Below are 19,090 nucleotides of genomic sequence, written 5' to 3' on the forward strand. Positions count from 1 at the left end.
AAATTGACGGGTATTTCGTTTACTTAATCTATTTTTACAAGATTAATCTTCAACTGGTGACACAACAAAGAGTAGGTCACCTTGCGATACTTGCTGACCATTGCTGTTCAGAATACGCTCGATGCGGTACTTCTTATCCTCAGGATAGAGCACTGCGCCTTGGCGGTTAAAGCCAGCCAAGTTAACCTGCGAGAACATCTTCATTGCTTCAGTCAAGGCAAGGGTTTGCTCAACGGTTACAATATCACCTTCTTTAACGAAATCAGGTTCGCCTGGCGCTGGAGAGGTATAGAAGATACCTGCGCCTTGGGCTAATACTTTAAGCTCGTTACTTTCACCCACACGCAGCGACTCAGTATCCACACCTACAGTTTCAGCAGCGGCTTCCATTTCAGCAATCAGTGCTGGAATATCTAGCTCAGCCATAAAGCGTGGCAGATAGTTAGTGTCGTATACACCTTCTTTGAAGGTGCCATCGCTTAGGATTAACTTCAGCAATGGAATGTTAGTCGCGATACCTTTGAGCACTACGCTGTCGAGGTAAGCATGTAGCTTCGCAATAACGTCTTCACGGTTTTCACCGCGCATAATCACCTGGGCGATTAAGCTATCGTAATAAGGCGAAACTTCTTTGCCCGGTGCAGCAATCGAGATGATTTCTACATCTGGATGATCAGGGAATACACATTCGGTGATCTTGCCAGGGTTTGGAACCAGTTGCAGGATGCCGTGGCTGTCGAGTGCGGCTTTCTCAGCCGTGACACGCACTTCCATCGCATAACCGATTTCTTTCGGCTCTAAATGCTCGATTGAACGACCCGCAGCAATATCAAACTGCGCGCTCACGATATCGATACCAGAAGTCGCTTCGGTTACTGGATGCTCTACTTGCAGACGAGTGTTCATCTCCATGAAATACACTTCGTTTGCGTCTAAGTTGTAGATAAACTCTACAGTACCAGCACCCATATAATCGGTCGCATCACCTAAGGCACGGGTGTAATCCAGCACTTGTTTTTTCAGTTCATCTGGCAACATGGTTGAGCCAGACTCTTCAACCACTTTCTGGTTGTTACGTTGTACTGAACAGTCACGTAAACCCAATACTTTAGCGTGACCAAATTGGTCGCGCAGTAATTGCACTTCGATATGACGTAGTGACGTAACATATTTCTCTAAGTACAGGTCGCCGTTACCGAAGGCGGCTGCCGCTTCGGTAGCGGTTTTTTGGAATAAACCAATCATATCCTCAGGACGTTTAACGACCTGAATACCTTTACCACCGCCGCCTTGTACCGCTTTGAGCAGCACTGGGTAACCAATTTCATTGGCCACGTTTACCGCTTGCTCAGCGTTAGTCAGAATACCGTGTGAACCTGGTACCACTGGTACGTTTTGGCTTTGTGACGTCTTAATCGCGTTCGACTTGTTACCCATAGTCGTCATTGAATGCACGCTAGGACCCACAAAGTTAACCCCATTATTCACACACAATGCCGCAAATTGTGGACTTTCAGACAGGAAGCCGATACCTGGGTGCAGTGCATCAACTTGCTCGTATTCGGCAACTTTCAACACTGAGTAAGCATTCAGGTAACTTTCGTCAGAGGTGTTACCCCCTAAACAGACTAACTTGTCAGAATCTTTCAGCATATCCGCAGGTACGGCAGTCATGTCAGGATCTGACGCCACTAATACCACGTTGATATCGTTATCGTGAGCCTTACGGATCAACTTAACAGCGGTACAACCACGGGCATGAACCAAAACTTTGTTAATTGGTTTCATTAACTTACGAGGATCGTTTTGAACAATCACTTCTTCTTCAACAGGCGCTTCAACAACCAGAGTCGACAGAGCATTGATGATTACGTCATTAATCTTCGCCGTTGGCATTGGCATCAGAGGATCGATGCTCGCCAATTGGTTATCTAAGGTTTCGCTGAATGGGTTGTGGACTAAGCCCGCCATTGCACCTGGTACTTTCGACAAGTAGTTAGACAGTGTAGAAGTCGAAGGCAAGTAAGCTGGAACCACCATTTGACCCGCGAATGGCATGTTAGTACCAGACAGGTAGTAGGTTTGCACTAATGGGTGAGTCACGAAACTCGCTTGCGCACCACCGGTACAGTCACCAAAACCAAACATCAATACTGGCAATTCGTTATCACGGATAAAGCGTGTGATACGGTCGTTCACAACAGCCATTGAGAACAGAGCCGCAGCACCTTCTTTAGTCTGCATACCGCCTGAGCTGATAAAACAAACTACTGGCAATTTACGCTTAGCACATTCGATCAGCAGCGCAGAGAATTTCTCGGCACTCGCCATATCGAAGGCACCCGCTTGGAATGCAGTGTTAGATACCGCCAGACCCACACGGACTTTTTGTCCCTTTTCTTTAAAGTCAGCAATACCAGTGATCAGGCCGCAAGGACGAATACCTTTATCTAACGCATCTTCAATGGATAAACGGAAACCAGGGAAGTTGAGCAAGTTAGCCGACATTTTGTCGCCATTGATTTCGTCGAAATTAGTGAAAAATTGCTTAATCACATTTTCCCACGTCATCTTGCCGGTACGTTTTTCGTCACGTAATACTTTTTGGATCAGTAAGTCCTGATAACCCATGGTCAAGCGGTTCCAGAAGTCCTTACGACGACCGATACGCACAGGGTTAATCGCACCAGTGTATTTGCTGTGGTCGCTTTCACTGTCGAAGTATTCAGGCAATAAACGTTCGAAGAAGTAAGTCAGGATAACGAATAAACTGTCGTTAAGTTGTGGGAAGCCCACACTCTTCCACTGCTCTACCCGCACCAAGAGATCGGCACGGTTAGATTGGCTCATAAAGTACTTAAGCCACTTGTAGAATTTAGCCTTGTCGTTTGCGGTATCCTGAGTAGACAGCGCATGGTCAATCGACTTGTGCAGTAGATTGTTCACAGAGTTGCGTGACAGACTCTTAGACATCATGGCTTCTTTCGCGATAGACGCTAAGCTACCCACAACGTTGTCGTAAAGTGAGTTAAAAATCAGGATGTTATGGCATTGCCAAATAAAGTCTTCACGCAGCTCATCGTTTACAACGACATCGAGCACAGTCAATTGATTAAGCTCAGGCCATTTTGCTTGAGTTACAGACTTAGGCAGATTTTCAAGATGCTGAATTAAGCCCTTAAAGTTGTTTGCCGCGTTGCTCTTCCAACGGTGATATAAAGACCAACCGATGTTAAATAACAGTGCCTTACGAGCTTTTTTATAGTTTTCTTTTGGTTCACCCAAAATAAAACGTGTCAGCATATTACGTTCGGTTGAAATTTCATCGCGCTTAGCAATAAAGTTCGCCCACAATTTGTTCAGATCTTCATCGTAAACCAGCTTATCAGGGCTAGATAGCCAAGCTTGGAATACACGATCTTGCTCTTGTTGGATACGAGCTAACAAGTCACCTTCAGGCACACTAACACGTGACAAACGTCCGTATTGCTCCTGAGAGATCGAATGAATACGGCTACGCAGCGTTAAATAACGCAGGTAACGGTAAGCGCTACCAAACAAGTTGTGGTGGTTGGTTGGGCTCGTTGCCACAGCCAATTCAGCGTTTAACTCTAATGCCATCAAGTTTTTAGATGGGTTAAGGAAACGCGCTAAACTGCGATCATAGTGCTCACGTAAATCTTTAGATTCACGTACAAAGTTCACTGCTGCGCGCTCAACCGCTTCGATACTACTGATAATCGCGCGGCGTAAATTGTGCTGACGCTCGTCACGGTCACCTGGAGAAAAATCGATAATGCCATCGATACAACCGGCGGTGTAAAGCTCTTCTGGAGATACGCCCACAGACTTAGCACATTCCTGCCATGACAGGTTGTACTTACGCGCAATACTTTGCAGACCTTGTGGCTGAATCGTGTTGAAAATACCATCGCGCAGCGATAACAGGATGTTGGCCGCCGCTAATGGAATCGCGCCGCCCGAGTAACCCGCACCGATAACGATACCGACTGTCGGTACGTCAACGTTGGCACTCTCGGCAATCGCCTTAGAAATAGAATGTGCTTGGTTTTGGCTGTTGGCCACTTCGCCTGCATCGGCCCCTGGGGTATCGATTAAATAGACGATAGGCATAGACAATTCGGCAAAATGACGAATCGCTTTACAGGCGGCATAGTGATGCTCAGGCATCCATGCACCGTTAGCCGTTGTGCGCTCTTGAGCAATAAAGCCGATACGACGAGTGCGTGAACCGAAATTCAACTCGACCTCAGCACTGTAGAAAGAGCCCAAGTGAGTTTCGGTAATCAAGCGCCCCTTTAGGTCCGCAATGATACGTTTAGCACCAGGACGACCTTTGTCTTGGGTCGGCTGGATCACTTTTGCGACGTAACCGTCAACATCTAACGATGCCAAGTCTTTTAAATTTGCCTGAATGGCATCTTCATTTAAAAGACCTTTAATTTCTTCTGATAAGCTCTGTTTACTGTGTTTAGGAAACAGAGAAAAATCCTTTGCCAAATGCTCGGCCTGTAAAAAAAGCGGATCGGGCGTTTGGGCTTGAGTCATGTGTTTGGGCTGATTATTGCTGGTCATCAAAAGATCCTCTGCTTTAGCCTCTGAAAATTTTTAGCCAATAAATATAACTTTGTTATCCCGCCAAATGCCATTAAACTGCATAAGACGCTATGTTCCAAATATGAGACAGTGGGAAAAACATGCCAGATTTAAACGGTATGATGCTATTTGCAGCCGTAGTGAGAGCAAAGGGATTCTCCCAAGCTGCACGTGAAACCGGCCACCCAAAATCCACCATAAGTCGCAAAATCGCGCAGCTTGAAGAACAACTAGGCGTGCGATTGTTACAACGCGACACCCGTAACCTGAGTCTTACCCAAGTCGGGGCACTCTTTTATCAACACTGTGATTCCATTCGCAATGAGGTGGAAGCGGCCAAGGCTGTTATCGAGAGTACCCATGATGATGTATCAGGATCATTACGGATAGCCATTCCGGTCTCTTTTAGCCAAGAATTAATTGCTAACCTCTGTAGCGGATTCATGCGTTTATATCCCAATGTGGAATTAGATGTCCAGTTTACCGACAACGATATCGGTTTGGTGGGTGAAGGATATGACATAGCTATCAAATATGGACCACTGCAATCCTCTGATCTTGTTGCAAGATTACTGTTCGAGCGTCAACCAATTCTGGTAGCAAGCCCTGGCTATTTAAAAGCACGCGGCACCCCCGCAACACCTAAGGAGCTGAGCGACCATAGTGGTATTCTGCTAGGGACATCCCGCTCAGCACCCATATGGCCCTTAGGCAAAGGTGCTCGCAAAACCATGGTAAACTTTCAGCGTAAAGTCAGGGTCAATAGCCCGATAATGGTTAAGCAGTTAGCCCTCGATGACTTTGGGATTGCAATGCTATCAAACTCCGCCTGCAAAACCGAACTCGCCAACGGCCAGCTAGTGCCAATCTTACAGGAATGGCCGATTGAACCCTTTAAGGTCTACGGGGTGTATTCGAGCCGCAGACAATTAGCCACCAATATCAGCGCTTTCTTGGACTTTTTCGTCAAACGCTTTAGCAGCCAAGAAAGCCTACAATCCTTGATGGGCTAGGCACTTTATCGCAGCGGCATTCACCTTTACTGACATCGCCATTCCTTTATTCACACCACCATGTTGAGTGACCATGGCCATTGAGATAACAAAAAAGCCTAGCAAATTGGCTAGGCTTTTTACGTTTAGGAATGTGATACTAATGCTCAGGCTGAAAGTTAACGCGCGGAGCTTAAGTCGATTAGGCCTGACCGATTAAGTATGAGCCATTAACTACAAGTGCATCGAGCATCTGCATTTTGTCCATATATCTTTACAGCTTATATGACGGCTATTTCACACAAATACGCGCTAACCACTTCTAGGGAATAATTTTTTCCTGTTTGAGCACTTCTTTTGTGATGGCTTGGCGCAGCCCTAAACCATCCGATGTGGGCATATCCATATTCATCGCAAAAAACCACACATTATCATCCAGTTCAACCCAACCGACCCACCAGCCAATCTTAGGTTCGATTCTAGTCGAGTATCCAGTTTTAGCCCGAATAATATAGTCGCCATTGGCTTCGGTCAGCATGGCTTGTTTGACAATACGCTGGCTGCGCTCCGATACGTGTAACTTATTGTGATACAGCTTTCTTAAAAAGCTGATTTGCTCAGTGGCCGAAATTCGAATACCACCGTCGAGCCAGAAACTGTCTACATTGCCCGAAATGTCCTCATTACCATAATCGAAAGCATGTAGCATCTTGCTCATACGTGCCTCGCCAATTTGGCGGGCAAATTCTTGATAAACAGGCACAACTGAATATTTCATCGCGGTGATTAGATTATGATCGCGATTCCAAGTGGCGATATCGCGCGTCTGTCCATCCCACTTAAAGACTTGGTGTTCATCCTTAACCACGCCCAAATCGAGGGCGATCAAGCTATTGGGAATTTTAAAGGTAGATGCGGGTAAAAATGCTTGGTTCGCCCGTTTAAGATTATTGGTAAATCCTTGCTGCTTATTCTCATTCCAGAGCGCAACTACGCCCTGTGATTTATGTTCAGTAAAGTGAGCATTCCAACTTTTGTTTTCTTGCCATTCCTTTGCTACCGCAGGCATTCCGATAATCGATGCCACCAAAAACACAGCCGATAAGGCTAATACACGCATAACGTCCCCTTGCTTAATGCAATATATCCATACAAATTAAGTGCTAAGCTTATCATTCTCTGCCCTCTCATTCCCTAGCAAACTGCTGACCAATTGTGGCAACAATCAGGCACAAGCTTTACAAGATTTAACTATTAGCTATCCCAACTAAACGCCAGTCCAAAATCATAGCAACTCGTCAGTATCGATCTGATATGCAAAATAGGAATAAGATCCTCGAATCACTATAGGTAAACTCTTATACTCAAAACAATCATTGTGGCTTTTTGGCATAAGTTTCATTATTTCTAAGATGAAGTAAGCCCGAACGCCCTAGAAACATCGTCTATTTCCAGCAAAATAAGTGATTAAAATAAAAAGGAAACGCCAATGTTAAAGCCCTGCCTCGCTTTTATCCTCGCTAGCACAGTGGCGCAAACCGCTGGTGCCGTACAACTCCTCGGCGATGTGGAAGTGTCTCGCATTCCTACCGCTGAAAAAGTCATGGCTGAAGTGGTAAACCGTTATCAAGCATTGGATGAAGGCTTAGCGAATCAATTATCCGCACAGAAAAATGAACGCGACGCTACCCAACTTGCCGCGCGCCAAGGACATAGATTATGGCAACAGGCTGTGCGTGATGTGCAGTCTGGACACTTTGATGACAGATCCCTGTATTGGGCGCGACTCTCAATGTTAAATAGCCTTAAAAACAACAGTGCTAACTTTAAAATGGCTGATTGGCAGCAACAGATTTTAGCCAGCGCCGTAGAAAAGGCATCGCGAGGATTCAGTGATATCCAATACGATGATGATGTGCAGATAAAAATCTTCCTGACGGGATTCGACCCCTTCTTCCTCGACAAAGACATCAGTCAGAGCAATCCTTCGGGCTTAGTCGCCCTCGCCCTCGATGGTTTTAAATTTGATATCAATGGCAAAAAGGCCCAAATCGAAACCGCCATGATCCCAGTACGCTTCGAGGATTTCGACCAAGGTATTATCGAATCCTTACTCAGCCCCATTTATCGCGACCCTAAAACCCAGTTTATCTTTACCGTCAGCATGGGGCGCAGCGACTTTGATATTGAACGCTTCCCAGGCCGTAACCGTAGTGCAGCAGCGCCCGATAACCAAAATCTATACACAGGCGCAAGCAAAACCGCGCCTATCGCCCCCAAACTCAACGGTAAAAACTTTATCGGCCCTGAATTTGTTGAATTTTCATTACCCGTCGCAGCGATGCAAGTGCAAGATGGTCAGTGGAAAGTCAACGATAACCATACTGTGACCACCCTTGCGCGCGGTGAATTTAATGCCAGTTCCCTAAGCGAGCTGCAAAATGAAACCTCGGTCGAAGGCTCTGGCGGTGGGTATCTCTCAAACGAGATTTCTTATCGCGCCATTGTGTTACAGCAAAAGTTCAATAGCCGCGCTAAGGTGGGCCATATCCACACCCCGAGGGTGAAGGGCTACGACAATGCCACCGAACAAGCCATTGTCGAGCAAGTGCGTACTATGGTGATGCAGGCCGCGGCAAGCCTGTAACCGCTGCAATACTGGCATTGTCAGCAAGCGTTGGTTATGATGCGAACGCTTGCTTTATGCGCCTTATCGGGTCGCATCATGGTATCCATCTGACACACCTAGCCACATTTGATGCTTTGCAAAATAAGAGTTAACGCCTAAGTCTATGTTTAACCCGAGATCCCTACTCAATAGCCTGCGCCGTAAAGCTATCTCATCCGCGAGTATCACCACGCCGACTGCGACCAAGATGGCGAAAACCAACACGCCACAACACCAGCCAAAGCCACTGACACCAGTGCAGCAGCAAATCCTTACGCGTATCGAAGACTGTTATCAGCAGGCAGAAATCTACTTTAAGCGTCCATTTGCGCGGCCGTTGACCCAATTTACCCTGCGGGGACGGAGTGCGGGCACAGCGCATTTGCAGCAGAATCGCCTGCGCTTTAACCCCGTATTACTCAGGGAAAATAGCGAAGCCTTCTTATCCGAAGTAGTGCCCCACGAAATAAGCCACTTACTCTGCTTCCAACTCTTTGGCAAAACCAAACCCCATGGCCGCGAGTGGCAATCCATCATGCTCAAGCTGTTTAAGGTGAGCCCCAATACCACCCACAGTTTCGATACTCAGTCGGTTAAAGGGAAAGACTTTGAGTACCGCTGTGCCTGCGGTCCGGTTAGGCTGAGCATCCGTCGCCATAATAAAGTACTGCGTGGTGAAACCCGTTATCTGTGTAAACGCTGCCATACCCACCTCACCTTTACCGAAGCAGCCAAATAACCCACATAGCGTAAAAATCCTCTGCCAAAAGTACGAGCGATTTGCATAGGACGCGGTATTTCCCTTACCATTCAGACATAAAAGACGAGCCACAGGCTCGCGTAGTATTGATTATTTTTGGGATAAATATTGAACAACTCCAAGATAGCCTTAAGGTCTCGGCAAACCTTGCTGTGCCTATTCAGTTGGCTGGCGGTGTTGGCCTCAGCCAATGCCTCTCCTTCGCACCCCAATAGTTTTAGCCAAGCCAAGGTCTTGTCTCAATCCTTATACCAAGGCAGTCGCCAAGGCACCTTGCCCGCAGTCAGTTTTTACTGTGGCTGCACTATCCAAATTAAGGGCAAATCCTGGAAGCCCGATCTCAATAGCTGCGGTTATCAAGTGCGTAAACAAGAAACCCGCGCCAACCGTATCGAGTGGGAGCATATCGTCCCTGCATGGGAGTTTGGTCACCAATTACAATGCTGGCAAAAGGGTGGCCGTAAAAACTGCGCCGATAACAGCCAAGAATTCAATAAGATGGAAGCGGACATGCACAATCTGGTGCCCGCCATTGGTGAAGTGAACGGTGATCGCAGCAACTTCCGTTTTAGCCAATGGAATGGTAAGGCAGACCAATATGGTCAATGTGCTATGGTCATCGACTTTAGGAATCGCCAAGCCCAGCCGCCCGCTCACGCCCGTGGCAAAATTGCACGCACTTACCTGTATATGCAGCAGACCTATGGCCTTAAAATCGCCTCACAGCAATTAAAATTGTTCAAAGCATGGGATAAAAGCTATCCAGTTGATACTATTGAATGCAAACGCGATAACGCCATAGCGCAGATCCAAGGTAATCATAATCCCTTTGTGCAGAATGCCTGCAATGCACCACCACTGCGCCAACAATTAGCCGAATAAGGTCGACAATGAGAGTTCCAAGAATTTATCAACCTCAGCCATTAGCCGTAAACCAACAGCTGAATCTAGACGAAGATGGCGCAGCCCATATCGGCAAAGTGCTGCGTATGGGCAGTGGCGAGCAAATTAGCCTGTTTAATGGCGATGGTCATGATTATCTTGCCGAAATTGTCGATGCGGGTAAAAAATCGGTCACGGTAAAAGTGCTGTCCTGTGAGGCCAATCCATCGGAGTCGCCCCTCAACCTGCATTTAGGCCAAGTGATTTCCCGCGGCGATCGGATGGAGTTCACCATTCAAAAATCCGTTGAGCTAGGGGTAAATACCATTACGCCGCTATTTTCTGACCGCTGCGGCGTCAAGCTCACTGGTGAGCGTCTCGAAAAGAAAATCCAGCAATGGCAAAAGATAGTGATCAGCGCCTGTGAGCAATCGGGCCGTAGCCAAGTGCCCATCGTTCGCCCCGCCATGGAATTACAGCAATGGTGCAGCGAACCGACCAGCGCACTCAAACTCAACTTGCATCCAAGGGCAGCGCACGGTATCAATGGCTTAGATTTATCCCATACCCGCGTACGCCTACTGATCGGTCCCGAAGGGGGATTATCGGCGGAAGAAATCGCGATGACGGAAACCTATCAGTTTACCGACGTGTTACTCGGCCCCCGAGTGCTGCGCACTGAAACCGCCTCACTCACGGCGATTACCGCGCTGCAACTTCGATTCGGTGATTTAGGTTAAAGGTTAAAGGTTAACCGCTAACTAGCGAATCGGTTACTGGCTAATCCATAAATGCTTTTTGCCTGCGACGGCAACCAATAAGGAACAGATTAATGATAAAACTCGGCATAGTGATGGACCCCATCAGTGAGATCAACATTAAGAAAGACTCCAGTTTTGCCATGCTGATGGCGGCGCAGGAAAAGGGTTACCAGCTGTTTTATATGGAAATGGCCGACCTTGCTATGGTCAATGGCGTAGCCATGGGCAATATGCGTCCATTAAAAGTCATCAACGATGCCAATAAATGGTTTGAACTGGGCGATGCCCAAGACACGCCGCTGAGCGATCTGAACGTGGTGTTAATGCGTAAAGACCCGCCGTTCGATACCGAATATATCTACGCCACTTACATGTTAGAGCGCGCCGAAGAACAAGGTGTATTAATCGTCAACAAGCCACAAAGCTTGCGCGATGCCAACGAAAAACTATTCACCGCATGGTTTAGCGAATTTACTCCAGAGACCATTGTGACTCGCGATGCCAACCGGATCCGCGCGTTCCACCAAGCCAAGGGCGATATTATCCTCAAGCCACTAGATGGCATGGGCGGCACCTCGATTTTCCGCGTCAAGCAGGACGACCCTAACCTTGGGGTGATCATCGAAACCTTAACCCAATATGGCAACCAATACGCAATGGCGCAGGCCTTTATTCCTGAAATCACCAAGGGCGACAAGCGCATTCTGGTGGTGGATGGCGAGCCCGTGCCCTACGCCTTGGCGCGGATTCCGAAAAAAGGCGAAACCCGCGGTAACTTGGCCGCAGGCGGCAGCGGTGTTGCCCAACCGCTATCGGACTCAGATTGGAAAATCGCGCGCGCCATTGGCCCAGAGCTTAAAAAACGCGGGCTGATTTTTGTGGGTCTGGATGTGATTGGTGACAAGCTGACCGAAATTAACGTCACTAGCCCGACTTGTATCCGCGAAATCCAAGCGGCATTTGATGTGGACATTACTGGCATGCTGTTCGATGCCATCGAAGCCCGTCTCGCCCAGTAAGCTTGTACACCTACAAGATAATAATATTCATTGAAGGCGCCTTAAGAGCGCCTACGACTTCTAGGGATCTGATATGAGTTTCACCAAAGCGCCACTGTTACTGCTTGGTATGAGTTTATGGCTCTCAAGCCCCGTATTTGCAGCGGAAGCTGGGGCGAATGAGACGGGCCCAGCCAAGGCGCCATCACGCCCCAAAAATATTGTGATTATGATTGGCGACGGCATGGGGCCTTCCTATACCAGTGCCTATCGCTATTACAAGGACAATCCAGATACCGAAGAAGTCGAACAAACCGTCTTTGACCGTTTATTGGTTGGCATGGCAAGCACGTATCCCGCCAGTGTCAGTGGTTATGTGACCGACTCGGCCGCCGCCGCAACCGCCCTCGCGACAGGAGTCAAATCCTATAACGGCGCCATCTCGGTTGATACCCAAAAACAGCCACTGCCCACCATTCTTGAAAAAGCCAAATCCTTAGGCTTAAGTACCGGGGTTGCCGTTACCTCACAAATTAACCATGCCACGCCAGCAGCATTTTTATCCCATAACGAAAGCCGTAAAAATTACGATGCACTGGCATTAAGTTATCTTGACACCAACGCCGATGTGTTTTTAGGTGGCGGACAAAAGTACTTTCCACCCGAGCTGTTGGCCCAATTTACCGCCAAGGGCTATCAACATATTACCCGCTTTGATGATCTGGCCAGCATTACCCAGCCTAAGGTCTTAGGTTTGTTTGCCGAAGTACAACTGCCTTGGGCCATAGATGAAAAAGATGCTAAAAAACTTAGCACCTTGACCCAAAAAGCCCTCAGTTTACTGTCGCAAAATGATCAAGGCTTTGTACTGCTGGTCGAAGGTAGCCTTATCGACTGGGCGGGACATAACAATGATATCGCCGCCGCTATGGGCGAAATGGATGAGTTTGCAAACACCATTGAAGTCGTTGAACAATTTGTGCGGCAAAATCCCGATACCTTAATGGTGATCACCGCCGACCATAATACCGGCGGTTTATCGATTGGTGTCGATGGAAACTACAACTGGAATCCTGAGATCCTGCGCAATATTTCCGCCAGTTCAGATACCTTAGCGCAAGCCGCTATCGGTGGCGAAACCTGGCAAGCCGACTTATCCCGTGGTTTAGGCTTTGAATTAACGGAAGAAGAACTGGCTAAACTCAATGTAGCCAGAATGCAGGGCTTAGAAACCATGGCAATGGCTATTCGTCATGTGATTGATAAACGTACCGATACGGGTTGGACAACGGACGGACACACAGGCACCGATGTGCAAGTGTTTGCCGCAGGTCCCGCAGCAGGGCTGTTTAACGGTCATCAGGACAATACTGATATCGCCAATAAGATTTTTAGCCTGCTACCTAAGCCTAAAAAGCCAAAAGCCCCGGTACAGGTATCAACTCCAGCCCCAGCACCAGTGCAGCCACAGGGTTGATTTGCTGCGATTAGCTAAAAATAAGCCAAGCGAATATCGCGCCAGCTAACAGATAAAAGGCAACCGTATTAACACAGTTGCCTTTTTTATTGGCTTTCAGTTCGCACCGTTCGAGTGAGCGCTGTTTTGCTGCACCCCTTAAGTCGGCGGCATGCAGGCTGGCTCGCAGCCGAATAAGGGGTATAATGCCCGCACTTATTTTTTACGGTAGCCATGCAGTGTTAACGAATCCATCGCAAGTCATTATCCGCAATCAGGAAACCCTGAGCCAACATAAAGTCTTAGTGCTAAACCATGAGGCAGATTCACTGCCCAAAGCACTGCTCGATGTCGCCCAGTCCGTCGATGCCCTCGCCTTGGATTACCATCATTATCTGCATTTAGCGCCGCAGGCTAATGCCAAACTGCGTTGCTATTTTGGCCATCAATTGCCCCACCATGATAAGTACGACACTGTGATTGTGTACTTTCCTAAGGCTAAGCCGTTAGCGCCCTATTTGTTTAATCTGGCCGCTCAGCATTTAGTGGCCGATGGCCAGCTCTTAGTCGTAGGAGAAAACAAAGGCGGGGTTAAATCCTTAGTCAAACTGTTGCCGAAATACTTTGCCACAGGCGTCAAACTCGATAACGCGCGCCATTGCCTACTCTTTGGCAGCAGCCTAATCGATACCGCGCCCGAGATTAAACTCAGCAATTGGACTAGCCAGTATCAACTCGCCACCCCGCAGGGCAATATCACCATCTGTAACTTAGTCGGTGTGTTCAGTGAAAAGCATTTAGACCAAGGCACAGAGCTATTGCTGTCGCATCTGCCAACGCTTTCAGGTCGAGTACTGGATTTTGGCTGCGGCGCTGGTGTGATTGCCGCGGCGCTGCTAAAGGCGCAGCCGACACTGTCGCTAGAATGTATTGATATCAATGCTATGGCGCTAGCCTCCTGCGAACTTACGTTGGCAGCAAACGGCATGACGGGCAAGGTCTATCCCTCCGATGGACTGGCGCAAACCAGTGGAAAATTCGACGGTATTATCTCCAACCCCCCGTTCCACGATGGCCTTGCCAGCACGACCAGCATTGCACAACGCTTTGTCGCCGATAGCGCCAAGCAATTACAATCTAAAGGGATTTGGCAAATCGTCGCTAACCGCCACCTACCCTATTCGGACACCATCGCCGCCGAGTTCGGCCAATTAACCGTGCCGGCAGAGAACAACAAGTACAAACTCTATTCCTTCCAACAGGCCTAATCTTTCGCCCCGCTCGATTGTGAGTGGGGCAAACTTAATTTGACTCTATGCTGCACTAAGGAATAAAGACTCATTAAGAATTACGAAGATAACGCCGCCCCTATCAAATACGCGCATTTTGAAATAAAAAATCCCCCAACAAACAAGTTAACGCTGCCATCTCTTAAATAGCATTTTTTGCCATTGAACTTTTCATCTGACTAAAAAGCTAATGCTCCATTCCGTGCTTCGGCTTGTTAGCTCAATCGAAAATTCCCACTCCTGCTGCGATACAAATTCTTATCTATTTGCCTATGTTTGGCCCTGCCATAAATTGACTAACAATATATGAGTTACAGTCATATTTAAATTTAGGTATTTTTGAATGATTTGAAGACAATATCAGTGCGCATTAACTCCATTTTCAACAAATAAAACGCTATAAAATCAATTGACTATAGTAGTTGGCTTTTAGTTAATAGGTTTGAAAAACGCACATGCGCGTTTTTCCAGATGGATTACTTATATGAAAAGCGGCAGAAAGCTGATAAGTTCTTTTTATACAGATAGTTAACTGTGCGCGTTTTCACTGGTCCAACGAGGTAAACGCACATGCGCATGAATAAAATGTTAGGAGGTTTGCATGGATACTAAAGAATCAATATCGAAGGAAATATCAGATCTTTATGATGAAGGCGTAAATCTTATAAAACGTCTTCAGGATAAAGATAAAAATCAGAACTTCCGATATGAATATCAGTCTTGGTATACAAAATCACTTCGAGTAGTTGAGGTGCTAGCGCCAGATCGATATCCAGAATTCAAATCTTATTATGAAATAGATCCAAAACGTAAGAGCCTTGGTTACGGTACCTATGTAATTCAGGATTATCTAAAAGGCGTCGCTCCTGGATCATATCAATTGCAAAACTTCGATACACGTGCTCAGACTGTTCAAAATTCAGTTAACCAGCTGACAATCCTCCATTCTTTGCTAGGAAGAATTGACTCCGTCCTGGCAAACATTGATACAGAGCTTCTTTCTGAAATCCAAGATGCAGAGCTTGAAACAGCAAGGCAACTATCCAAGATAAGCTTAAGGGCAGCTGGTTCTCTGGTTGGCGTAGTTATCGAAAATCACCTTCAAAAATTGGCTAATAACCATGGCATTAAGTCTCGCAAAAAGCACCCAACGATAAGTGACTTAAACGACCCATTAAAAAATGAAGGGGTATTTGATACTCCAACATGGAGAAAGGTTACTTATCTTGCAGACATTAGAAATATTTGTTCTCACAAAAAAGATATTGAGCCTACAAAAGAACAGATTAACGAGTTGATTGAGGGCGCAAATTGGCTAATCAAAAACACCTTCTAACAAATCAATCAACTTCGCCCCTTAGGGTCCGGACGCAGCAAAGCTGCGCCGGTTATTGGGGTGTTAACCTCTAGAGCAAGTATGAAGCACATTATTAGTAAAGATTTAGGCATTGAAGCATTCAAAAAGAGATTCTCAGAAATCAGAGAAACCTTTCTGGATTCATTAACAGCAGCAAGTGACGGTTATAAGAACGTAAGATACCTTGCTTGTGATGAAGATGGAGCACCTATCAACTGGGTGTGGGACGATGAAACCTTCAGCCATAACAAGGAAGAAGGCTCTCTTGAAGAGGCAATTCAATTTGCCAATAACATGATAGATAGCGGTATGTGTTTTTCCTACATGGGATGTTTATCAGACTCCGGTGAGCTTGAAGTTTGGCTGACAACTTTTGAGTCCCCCATAGAAAAGCCGACATGGCCAAGCAATAAAGAACCCAGATTTGAGCTGACTCATGGGGGTGTAATACAAGAATAGCGAAGGGGTAATCAAATGCTAACCATAGAATTTTTAATCCCACGATTTAATCCTAACCCCACAAATTGAAGCAAAGCACCTAGCTTACTTTGCCCAAAGTTAGATGACTCTAAGCTTTTAAGCCCACATCTGGATAGAAACCTTATCCCCTTATGACAAATTTGGACACCCAGCCTTAATGGCGCTGCAGTTAACCTCCGAATGGTGTAAAATTTGGACAGTCTCATGCTTAATCGCACAAAAAATTGAAGACACAGCATTAATCGCGCTAATAACAAACACTTCCCAAGCACTATGGGATGTGGTCTCGTCTGAAATGCTCCATTTTTAAGTGATTAGCGCAATTTATTGCCTCAGATTCTGTCCCTGCGACTTTTGATGGTTATTTTTAAACAATGTTAACTTTTACAAGTTGTAGACAAATGTAAGTACATTATATTTTTGATTTAAAATGGGTGACCTGATTTATTCCCCCATATTTTCCATTGATTTTTGTAGAAAGATTAGCATCGATTGTTGGGTATCAATTGCTATATCGTAACGCTTAGAGTTCAATAACTTATAAGCTGGGCTACTTACTAACTCAATAAGCAATTCAAGTTCCTCTTTGGAAAACTGCCTTTTATATATGTTTGCTTTCATGATTCTGTAATCTTCAGATTGAAGAGATTGGATAAGGAAGCTACGAATTTTTTTCATCTCTGCTTCACCTCCATCAGTTTGCATCTGAAAATAGGGTATCATACTATCCACTAAGGCCTCTTTATCTGAAGAACTGCTAAGATCTTCAAACTTTAATGCAAGCTGCATATGTGTATCATTAGCCAGAGCTTTGAAAGTAAATGCTAATAAAAACAATAGCAAAAAACAACTAATCGCCCTTGAAGTACGACACTTCGTAGTGTGCCTGATATAATAGAACAGATTCGACAAAGGCAGACTCATTACACGATGAAACTTGAAAAAATCATCCATATATCAATACCTTAAAATTATAAACTTTACCAATCCATAGATTGTGGTTTAGCTCTTTCAAATTTTAACATTCAGAATAAAACTTGTTAATAAAAACCCCTTTGATTTTACACTTTATCTTCCGAATCGCTTCGGGCCTTGAATACAAGTAAAAAATCAAAACTAAACATTACCAAAGTAGCTAAAACCCACCTTAAAATGATGCCCAATGAAAATTTGAAATAGCGTCAATGGGTACACTCCACCAATCCCCAATAACGATGGTGGTTATATCTCCTTTAACCCACTTTTAAAGTGATTATATAGCTTTTGCACCATTGGATCAGAGGCTGCTGATAAATATTTAATAAAAGCCTCGGGTGAGGAAAACATTTCGTCCAAGGTTGCTGAGTAACCGGGCGCGGGAGGCATAGGTATTGCGTTATAAGACCAAACAATTTCACCTTTTTCGTTTAATAATTGGCCGGAAATGTTGAATAAAGCGTTGAACTCATCAGAAAATCCGTGCTTCATACCTAGAACAACTACATTAAGTGTAAGCACAAGCTTATTAGGTGAGTCTTGTTTGAAAACTATTGGTAATTTATCCGATTGAACTTTACTTTTGAACTGGCTGCGAACCAACTCATTAAGACTAATATTATTCCGTTCCATGTATTCAAGAGCGAACTCTTTAACACCTTTCCCATCCCCAGCCGAAGTTGCAATACCAACTCCAACAAACTGCACATCAACAGTACTAACAGAATACAACATCAAATTATTATCTGGATAAGACTCCAGGTTTACAGTCTTAAGACTATTAAACACTTCTGGCTTTAACTTTACAGTTGGCACTGACGAGCAACCTGTAACGATCAGAACAATCAACGGTACAATAACTTTAAAATTCAATTGAACTCTCCCAATAGATGAAATACTAAGCTAATAAGAAAAATTGAATAAACTAAACTCTAAAAATGCAACTAAATTATTCAATTTATTCCTAGTCAGCTATCTGTTAACCTGCGCATATATCTTCAATAAGTATAAATTTATTAATTACACTTCGAATTGGACACTGCATTTTTTACCTATAGTTTCCAATTAGTTCTTCTTTTTACATCCAAAATCCCAAAGTCATCAGACTTCAACTATGTCACATTAATTCGTGGAGCCTGCACTAAATACAGGGAAAGCTTTAAATTCGTTCTTAATTTGTAAGTTACTGTCGATTAATCGCAACTCCAAGCAGAAAAAATCGTAAGTTAGTGCGAGATATTCGATATGAGAGCAATACTCTCTATCTTTTCGCGTACAAGTCACCCTCAGTAAAGCACCGTCTTGCTCGTATTTATGAGTGTGTTGCGGATAAGTAATTCAGCAATCACAAAACATTAACATCATTATTTTACGGTTTCAATCTTCTTACTGGAGAAATACAGTAAGAAGTAACAACAAGCCACATCTTATTTATCCACACAAAAAAATAAATTTAATCAAAATATTGCAAACATCAAAAAGGCTCAACTCTCTGAACACCTTTTGCATACAGCCATATAGGGGAGTATCTGTTAACAGAGACAAATAGGGCGGTGAACAAGTTCTGCAGTCACTTAATTTGCTTAGCTTTCAAAGAACAATTTCATCGTTTTGTGAACGCTATCAAATGCAGTAAGCGCTAAATTATTAAGGGTTTTGCTACATCGGCTTCATCCCTAACATATCCTAGGGCGTTGTAAAGTTTATTTTTTTGTTAACATCATAACCAAGCCGATTAATACTCGTGCTATTCTTTGGCTAAAAAACCAGAGATTACACTAGATTAACTATCGTTAATCAAATAAAAAATCTATTGATAAATCAACCAATAGACCATGACAACAAAAACACAACA

Annotated in this window: 14 protein-coding genes; 10 read left to right on the forward strand and 4 right to left on the reverse strand. The window is 45.1% G+C overall.

Annotation, left to right across the window (positions count from 1 at the left end; all coding sequences use genetic code 11):
• Positions 1 to 42: 42 nt before the first annotated feature.
• Positions 43 to 4,596, reverse strand: a complete 4,554-nt coding sequence (locus FJD32_RS18945; RefSeq protein ID WP_047535014.1) for a biotin carboxylase N-terminal domain-containing protein — start codon at positions 4,594 to 4,596, stop codon at positions 43 to 45.
• 122 nt (positions 4,597 to 4,718) lie between these two features.
• Here FJD32_RS18945 and FJD32_RS18950 point away from each other — a divergent pair, with 122 nt between their 5' ends.
• On the forward strand, positions 4,719 to 5,630 hold the full coding sequence (locus FJD32_RS18950; protein ID WP_015586033.1) for a LysR family transcriptional regulator: 912 nt from the start codon (positions 4,719 to 4,721) through the stop codon (positions 5,628 to 5,630).
• A gap of 301 nt (positions 5,631 to 5,931) precedes the next feature.
• Here FJD32_RS18950 and FJD32_RS18955 read toward each other — a convergent pair whose 3' ends face one another.
• A complete protein-coding gene (locus tag FJD32_RS18955; RefSeq protein ID WP_037428895.1) occupies positions 5,932 to 6,729 on the reverse strand; it encodes an OXA-48 family carbapenem-hydrolyzing class D beta-lactamase OXA-252 in 798 nt (265 codons plus the stop codon).
• 369 nt (positions 6,730 to 7,098) lie between these two features.
• On the opposite strand from FJD32_RS18955, the gene FJD32_RS18960 reads away from it, so the two are divergent.
• The 9 genes from FJD32_RS18960 (at position 7,099) to FJD32_RS19000 (ending at position 16,239) form a co-directional block, all read left to right on the forward strand.
• A complete protein-coding gene (locus FJD32_RS18960) occupies positions 7,099 to 8,256 on the forward strand; it encodes a hypothetical protein (RefSeq protein WP_088586103.1) in 1,158 nt (385 codons plus the stop codon).
• A 145-nt stretch (positions 8,257 to 8,401) separates the two neighbouring features.
• Complete coding sequence (locus FJD32_RS18965) at positions 8,402 to 9,016, forward strand: SprT family zinc-dependent metalloprotease (RefSeq protein ID WP_088586104.1); 615 nt, start codon at positions 8,402 to 8,404, stop codon at positions 9,014 to 9,016.
• A gap of 126 nt (positions 9,017 to 9,142) precedes the next feature.
• On the forward strand, positions 9,143 to 9,919 hold the full coding sequence (endA, locus tag FJD32_RS18970; protein WP_088586105.1) for an endonuclease EndA: 777 nt from the start codon (positions 9,143 to 9,145) through the stop codon (positions 9,917 to 9,919).
• 8 nt (positions 9,920 to 9,927) lie between these two features.
• The gene (rsmE, locus tag FJD32_RS18975) at positions 9,928 to 10,659 is read left to right on the forward strand and encodes a 16S rRNA (uracil(1498)-N(3))-methyltransferase (RefSeq protein WP_088586106.1); all 732 of its coding nucleotides are present in this window, start codon (positions 9,928 to 9,930) and stop codon (positions 10,657 to 10,659) included.
• A gap of 92 nt (positions 10,660 to 10,751) precedes the next feature.
• Positions 10,752 to 11,699 carry a glutathione synthase gene (gshB, locus tag FJD32_RS18980; RefSeq protein ID WP_088586107.1) on the forward strand — a complete coding sequence of 316 codons (948 nt, stop codon included), beginning with the start codon at positions 10,752 to 10,754 and terminating at the stop codon, positions 11,697 to 11,699.
• Positions 11,700 to 11,772: 73 nt separating this feature from the next.
• Positions 11,773 to 13,155: an alkaline phosphatase gene (locus FJD32_RS18985; RefSeq protein ID WP_088586108.1), complete on the forward strand. Its 1,383-nt coding sequence runs from the start codon at positions 11,773 to 11,775 to the stop codon at positions 13,153 to 13,155.
• A gap of 218 nt (positions 13,156 to 13,373) precedes the next feature.
• Positions 13,374 to 14,402: a methyltransferase gene (locus tag FJD32_RS18990; RefSeq protein ID WP_088586990.1), complete on the forward strand. Its 1,029-nt coding sequence runs from the start codon at positions 13,374 to 13,376 to the stop codon at positions 14,400 to 14,402.
• Positions 14,403 to 15,024: 622 nt separating this feature from the next.
• Positions 15,025 to 15,759, forward strand: coding sequence for a hypothetical protein (locus FJD32_RS18995; protein ID WP_140907304.1), 735 nt, complete (start codon positions 15,025 to 15,027; stop codon positions 15,757 to 15,759).
• An 81-nt stretch (positions 15,760 to 15,840) separates the two neighbouring features.
• Positions 15,841 to 16,239: a hypothetical protein gene (locus tag FJD32_RS19000; protein ID WP_088586111.1), complete on the forward strand. Its 399-nt coding sequence runs from the start codon at positions 15,841 to 15,843 to the stop codon at positions 16,237 to 16,239.
• A gap of 465 nt (positions 16,240 to 16,704) precedes the next feature.
• Here FJD32_RS19000 and FJD32_RS19005 read toward each other — a convergent pair whose 3' ends face one another.
• Together FJD32_RS19005 and FJD32_RS19010 are read right to left on the reverse strand one after the other, a co-directional pair.
• Positions 16,705 to 17,049 (reverse strand): hypothetical protein, encoded by a 345-nt coding sequence (locus FJD32_RS19005; protein WP_140916682.1) that lies wholly within the window; start codon positions 17,047 to 17,049, stop codon positions 16,705 to 16,707.
• 432 nt (positions 17,050 to 17,481) lie between these two features.
• Positions 17,482 to 18,108, reverse strand: coding sequence for a hypothetical protein (locus FJD32_RS19010; RefSeq protein WP_088586113.1), 627 nt, complete (start codon positions 18,106 to 18,108; stop codon positions 17,482 to 17,484).
• Between the last annotated feature and the right edge of the window lie 982 nt (positions 18,109 to 19,090).

The organism is Shewanella sp. LC6, assembly GCF_006385735.2.
GTDB classification, from domain to species: domain Bacteria; phylum Pseudomonadota; class Gammaproteobacteria; order Enterobacterales; family Shewanellaceae; genus Shewanella; species Shewanella xiamenensis.

Coding starts and splice junctions, on each gene's coding strand:
- FJD32_RS18960 (WP_088586103.1), top strand. CDS start 7,099: ATGTTAAAGCCCTGCCTCGCTTTTATCCTCGCTAGCACAGTGGCGCAA.
- FJD32_RS19000 (WP_088586111.1), top strand. CDS start 15,841: ATGAAGCACATTATTAGTAAAGATTTAGGCATTGAAGCATTCAAAAAG.
- FJD32_RS18985 (WP_088586108.1), top strand. CDS start 11,773: ATGAGTTTCACCAAAGCGCCACTGTTACTGCTTGGTATGAGTTTATGG.
- rsmE (WP_088586106.1), top strand. CDS start 9,928: ATGAGAGTTCCAAGAATTTATCAACCTCAGCCATTAGCCGTAAACCAA.
- FJD32_RS18965 (WP_088586104.1), top strand. CDS start 8,402: ATGTTTAACCCGAGATCCCTACTCAATAGCCTGCGCCGTAAAGCTATC.
- gshB (WP_088586107.1), top strand. CDS start 10,752: ATGATAAAACTCGGCATAGTGATGGACCCCATCAGTGAGATCAACATT.
- FJD32_RS19005 (WP_140916682.1), bottom strand. CDS start 17,049: ATGCAGCTTGCATTAAAGTTTGAAGATCTTAGCAGTTCTTCAGATAAA.
- FJD32_RS18995 (WP_140907304.1), top strand. CDS start 15,025: ATGGATACTAAAGAATCAATATCGAAGGAAATATCAGATCTTTATGAT.
- FJD32_RS18945 (WP_047535014.1), bottom strand. CDS start 4,596: ATGACCAGCAATAATCAGCCCAAACACATGACTCAAGCCCAAACGCCC.
- FJD32_RS18955 (WP_037428895.1), bottom strand. CDS start 6,729: ATGCGTGTATTAGCCTTATCGGCTGTGTTTTTGGTGGCATCGATTATC.
- FJD32_RS18950 (WP_015586033.1), top strand. CDS start 4,719: ATGCCAGATTTAAACGGTATGATGCTATTTGCAGCCGTAGTGAGAGCA.